Source organism: Streptomyces fuscigenes (assembly GCF_021556455.1).
Taxonomy (GTDB): Bacteria; Actinomycetota; Actinomycetes; order Streptomycetales; family Streptomycetaceae; genus Streptomyces; species Streptomyces fuscigenes.
In genome coordinates, this window is record NZ_JAKGCV010000362.1 from 1 (window position 1) to 5,776 (window position 5,776).

4 protein-coding genes are annotated in these 5,776 nt (G+C 76.2%); 2 read left to right on the forward strand and 2 right to left on the reverse strand.

Annotated elements, in window-relative coordinates:
- Nucleotides 1–1,813, forward strand: a 1,813-nt coding sequence (cydC, locus tag L1885_RS22375) for a thiol reductant ABC exporter subunit CydC (RefSeq protein WP_235798965.1), incomplete at its 5' end; no start/stop codon positions are given.
- 154 nt (nt 1,814–1,967) lie between these two features.
- On the forward strand, nt 1,968–3,512 hold the full coding sequence (locus L1885_RS22380) for a sensor histidine kinase (protein WP_235798966.1): 1,545 nt from the start codon (nt 1,968–1,970) through the stop codon (nt 3,510–3,512).
- Nucleotides 3,513–3,658: 146 nt separating this feature from the next.
- Here the strand turns inward: L1885_RS22380 and L1885_RS22385 are convergent, their stop codons facing one another.
- Nucleotides 3,659–4,540: a Cof-type HAD-IIB family hydrolase gene (locus L1885_RS22385; RefSeq protein WP_235798967.1), complete on the reverse strand. Its 882-nt coding sequence runs from the start codon at nt 4,538–4,540 to the stop codon at nt 3,659–3,661.
- Nucleotides 4,541–4,763: 223 nt separating this feature from the next.
- The gene (locus L1885_RS22390; protein ID WP_235798968.1) at nt 4,764–5,660 is read right to left on the reverse strand and encodes an LLM class flavin-dependent oxidoreductase; all 897 of its coding nucleotides are present in this window, start codon (nt 5,658–5,660) and stop codon (nt 4,764–4,766) included.
- Nucleotides 5,661–5,776: the final 116 nt, after the last annotated feature.

Here is a 5,776-nt window from a genome sequence, read left to right on the forward strand (position 1 = left end):
CTCCCCCGCGGCGGCGGCCGAGTCGGCCGGGCGGCGCCCGGGAAGGGGCTCCGCGAGGGGACCGCTGGCCCGGGTGCGGGCCGCGGCCGGGCCGCTGCGGGGCAGGTTCCTGCTCGCCCTGCTGCTGGGGGCGCTCGCGCTCGGCTCCGCGGTCGGCCTGCTGGGTGTGTCCGGCTGGCTCATCTCCCGGGCCTCCCAGCACCCGCCGGTCCTGTACCTGATGGTCGCCGTCACGGCCACGCGCACCTTCGGCATCGGCCGGGCCGTCTTCCGCTACGCCGAGCGGCTCGTGTCGCACGACGCCGTCCTGCGACTGCTCGCGGGGGTCCGCGTCGGGGTGTACCGGCGGCTGGAGCGCGTGGCGCCCGCAGGGCTGCGCGCGACCCGGCGGGGCGACCTCCTGACCCGGCTCGTCTCCGACGTGGACCAGCTCCAGGACTACTGGCTGCGCTGGCTGCTGCCCGCCGGCACCTCACTGCTCGTGTCGTGCGCGACCGTCGCGTTCACCGCCCGGCTGCTTCCCGAGGCGGGCGCGATCCTCGCGGCCGGCCTGCTGCTCGCGGGTGTGGGCGTGCCGGTGCTCAGCGCCGCCGTGGCCCGCCGGGCGGAGCGGCGGCTCGCTCCGGCCCGCGGCGCCCTCGCCGTCCGCGTCGCGGAACTGCTGCGCGGCCTCGGCGAGATCACGGTGGCGGGGGCGCTGCCGCGACGGCTGCGCCAGTCCCGTACGGCCGACGCGACGCTCACCTCGCTCGTGGCGCGCGGTGCCGTCGCCACCGCACTCGGCGCGGGGCTGTCCGCGCTCGCCTGCGGGCTGACGGTGGCCGCCGCCTCCGTCGTCGGCATCCAGGCCGTCCGCGACGGCCGGCTGCCGGGGGTCGAGCTCGCCGTCGTCGTCCTCGTCCCGCTGGCGGCCTTCGAGGCCGTGACGGGCCTGCCGCTCGCCGTGCAGTTCCGGCAGCGCGCCCGGCGCAGCGCCGAGCGCGTGTACGACGTGCTCGACGCGCCCGTCCCCGTGTCGGAGCCCGAGCACGCCGCGGCGGCACCCGCCTCGCCCTTCCCCGTACGGCTCGACCGGGTGAGCGCCCGCTACCCGGGCGCCCGGGGCGACGCGCTCAGCGCGTTCGACCTGACGCTCACCGCGGGCCGCCGCGTCGCCGTCGTGGGCCCCTCCGGGGCGGGCAAGACGACGCTCGCCCAGGTGCTGCTGCGCTTCGTCGACCCGAGCGAGGGCGCGTGGTCCCTCGGCGGCCGCGACGTGACCGCGCTCGACGGCGACGACGTGCGGCGCCTCGTGGGACTGTGCGCCCAGGACGCGCACCTCTTCGACAGTTCCGTGCGGGAGAACCTGCGGCTCGCCCGCACGGACGCGACCGAGGCCTCGCTCCGCGAGGCACTGCGGGCCGCCCGCCTCCTCGACTGGGTGGACGGCCTGCCGCACGGGCTCGACACGCTCGTCGGCGAGCACGGTGCGCAGCTCTCCGGCGGTCAGCGCCAGCGGCTCGCGCTGGCCCGCGCGCTGCTCGCGGACTTCCCCGTGCTGGTGCTCGACGAACCCGCGGAGCACCTCGACCTGGCCACCGCGGACGCCCTGACGGGTGACCTCCTGGCGGCCACGGAGGGCCGCACGACCGTGCTCATCACCCACCGGCTGCACGGCCTCGAAGCGGTCGACGAGGTGGTCGTGCTGGAGGGCGGCAGGACGGTGCAGCGCGGCCCGTACACGGAACTCGCGGCCGCCGAGGGCCCCCTGCGCCGGATGATCGAACGGGAGCGGGCGGGCGACCGGGCCGGGGACCTGCTGGCCGCGAGGTGAGCCGCGGGCCCGCGACCGGTGGCCCGGTCCGGCGTGGGGCGGTCGGCGCGGGAACCCCGGCGGGCCGTTCCGCCGCGTGCCTGCGGTCGCTCCGTCCCGGTCGGCGACCGAAGGTCGACTTTCTCGGGTAATTCGCCCCGATTAGTCTCGTTCCATGACCTCCGAGCCCGCCGCCGAGCACCCCGTCGAATTCAGCGCCGGGGTGCCGCGCCTCCTGGAGGCGATGCGCTCCATCGGCACGGACCTGGAACTGCGCTCCACCCTGGACCGGATCTGCGCCACGGCGGCCGAGCTGTCGGGCGCCCGCTGCACGGCCATCGGCGTCGTGGACGAGGCGGGCGACGGCTACAGCGAGTTCGTGACATACGGCAGCAGCGAGGACGCGGGCGAGCGCGTCGGTGTGCCGATCCGCGTCCAGGGGCGGGTCTTCGGCCACCTCTACCTCGCCGACCGCCGCGACGGCTCCGACTTCAGCAGCCAGGACATGCACATGGTGCGGGTCCTCGCCACGGCCGCCGGGATGGCGATCGGCAACGCGCGCCTGTACGAGGCGGCCCGGCAGCGCGAGCGCTGGATCGACGGGTCCGTCGCCGTCACCACGGCCCTGCTGTCGGGCAACGACGGTGAGGCGATCGATCCGCTGTCGGTCGTCGCGGAACAGGCCCGGCGGCTCGCGGGCGCCGACGCCGGGATCGTCCTGCTGCCCGCCGAGGGCGGGGGCCTGGAGATCGTCGCCGTCTGCGCGGACAGCCCGAGCGACCGGCTCGGCGTCGTCTTCCCCGCCAGCAGCCCGGTGGTCGCGGCCCTGCTGGCGGGCGAGTCGGTGTTCATGGACGACGCGGCGACCGAGGCGCGCGCCTCCGATCTGACTGCCTCCTACGGGCCCCTCATGCTCCTGCCGCTGGAGAGCGGTGGCCGGGTCCTGGGCGCGCTGGCCACGCCCCGGGCCCGGGGAGCGCGGCACTTCACGGAGACGGAGCGGATCCTCGGCGCCCAGTTCGCCTCGCAGGCCGCGCTCGCGCTGGTGATGGCGCAGGCACAGCGCGACCGGGAACGCCTCGCGGTGCTGGAGGACCGCGACCGCATCGCCCGCGACCTGCACGACGTCGTGATCCAGCGGCTGTTCGCGACCGGGATGCTGCTGGAGGGCGGGCGGACGGGTGAGGGCGCGCCGGAGGTCCGCACGGGCATCGGCCGGGCCATCGACGAACTGGACGTGACGATCCAGGAGATCCGCACCGCGATCTTCGCGCTCCAGCAGGCCCCGGCGGAGGAGTCCTCGGGGCTGCGCACCCGTGTCCTGCGGGAGATCAAGATGGCGGCCGTCCCGCTGGGGTTCGTGCCCGCGTCGCGGTTCGTGGGGGCCGTCGACTCCTCCGTCAGCGAGCTGACCGGGAAGAACCTGATCGCCGCGCTGCGCGAGGCGCTGTCGAACGCCTTCCGGCACGCGCACGCGAGCCGTATCGACGTGGTCGTCGACGCGACGGCGGAACTGCCCGACGGCACGGGCGCGGTGCGGCTGTCCGTGGCCGACGACGGTGTCGGCGTGCCGGAGGGCGGCCGGCGCAGCGGCCTGCGCAATCTGGGGCGGCGCGCGGAGGCGCTGGGCGGTTCGAGCCGGGTGGAGGGCGGCCTCGGCCCCGCGGGGGGCGGCACGACGGTGGTGTGGCAGGCGCCGCTGGCGCCGGAGCCGTCGTGAGCCGTTCTGAGCCGTCGTGAGTCGTCGAGTCGGCCGGGGCCGTTCCGGCCGTCGGCCGGGGTGCGGCCGCTCCGTCCCCCGCGTGGGCAGCGCCCTCGGGCACGAGCCCCCGCGGCCGCCACGGAGCGGCGGCACCCTCGGGCCGTTCAGGCGTGCCGGGCGAGGATCTCCTCGATGACCCGCGCGACGCCGTCCTCCTCGTTGGTGCCCGTACGGCCCGAGGCGGCGGCGAGGACGTCCGGGTGGGCGTTGCCCATCGCGTAGGACGTGCCTGCCCAGGTCAGCATCTCCAGGTCGTTCGGCATGTCCCCGAACGCGACCACCTCGTCGGCCGAGATCCCGCGCTCCGCGCAGGCGAGCGCCAGCGTGCTGGCCTTGCTGACGCCCAGGCCGCTGACCTCGATGAGCGCGGACGGGCTCGACCGGGTGAACGTCGCGCGGTCGCCCGCGACCGTCCGCGCCAGCGTCAGGAACCCGTCGGGGACGAGGTCGTGGTGGTGGGCGAGGAGCTTGACGACGGGCGGCGCCGCGCCGTCGCTCCCGGCCGTCACGCCGTTCTCGTCCAGCAGCTTCTCGGCCGGGGCCAGCAGGTTCCCCGGGTCGAGCGAGAAGCGCGGGTACTCCGGCTCGTAGGTGATGCCGTCGGTGAACTCCACGGCGAACGACGTGCCCGGGGCGGCGGCGCGCAGCTCGCGGACGACGTCGAGTGCGACGGGCCGGGGAAGGGGCCGCACCCGTACGGGGGTGTCGGAGTGGAGGTCGACGACCACGGCGCCGTTTCCGCAGATGGCGAGGCCGTGCCCGTGGACGTGTTCGCGCACGACGTCCATCCAGCGGGGCGGCCTGCCGGTGACGAAGAACACCGCGATGCCGGCGTCCTCGGCGGCGGCCAGCGCGGCGATCGTGCGGTCGGACACGGTCTTGTCGTCACGCAGCAGCGTGCCGTCCAGGTCGGTGGCTATCAGCCGCGGGCGGGCGGGTAGGGGCGATTGCGTCGCGTCGGTCCGGAGCTCGGGGCGTGAGGTCACCCGGCCATTGTCCCGTACGCGGCATCCGGCACACCCCGGCGTTCCGCCGCACACGGGGAGCACGTGAGGCACGGAACACGTGAGACGGACGACACGCGGGCGCGCCGGGACGGGAGGCCGCGTACGTCGCGAGGCCCGGGCACACGCGCGACGCGCTCGGGGCGGCGGCCGGGCGCATCGGACGCGGGGCGGGGCGGCGGGCCGGCACCGCCCCGCCGGAGGGTCACGAGCGCAGTTGTGCCATGCCGTCGGTGGCGATGCGCGCGTACACGTCCGGGTCGGTGTCGAAGTCGGAGTCCGGGACCGGGGCGTGCACGACGAGGTCGGTGATGCCCAGCTCCGCGTGGCGGCCGGCGAAGTCGACGAACGCGTCCACCGACGACATCGGCCGGGCGGCCTCCGGCGTGAACCCCGTGAGCAGCACCTTGTCCAGCTCGCCCGGGTCCCGGCCGATCTCGGCGCACGCCTCGCCCAGGCGCTCGATCTGACGCCGGATCGCGGCGTGCGACTGCTCCGGGGTGCCGTTCTCGAAGAGCGACGGGTCGCCCGTGGTCACCCAGGCCTGCCCGTGCCGGGCCGCGAGCCGCATGCCGCGCGGCCCGGTGACGGCGACGGCGAAGGGGAGCCGGGGGCGCTGCACGCAGCCGGGGATGTTGCGGGCCTCGTCGGCCGCGTAGTACGTGCCGCGGTAGGTCACGGCAGGCTCCGTGAGCAGCCGGTCCAGCAGCGGCACGAACTCGGCGAGGCGGTCGGCGCGCTCCCGGGGTGTCCACGGGTCCTGCCCGAGCGCGGTCGCGTCGAAGCCGGTGGTCCCGGCGCCGACGCCGAGCGTCACCCGGCCGCCGGAGATGTCGTCCAGCGTCATCAGGTCCTTGGCGAGCGTCACCGGGTGCCGGAAGTTGGGCGAGGTGACGAGGGTGCCGAGGCGGATGCGATCGGTGGCCGAGGCGGCCGCGGTCAGGGTGGGGACCGCGCCGAACCAGGTCCTGTCGCGGAAGGAGCGCCACGACAGGTGGTCGTAGGTGTAGGCGGTGTGGAAGCCGAGGTCCTCGGCGCGCCGCCACACCTCCCGGCCCTCGGACCAGCGGTGGATCGGCAGAATCACGGTGCTCAGACGCATGGGGACGACCCTACGCGGACGGCGCCGCCGCCTCGCTCGGGCCGCCGGGCGCAGGGCGTCCTGCGCGGGCCGCCCGACGCGAGCGCCTCGTGCGGGGTCGGCGGACGCGGGGCCCG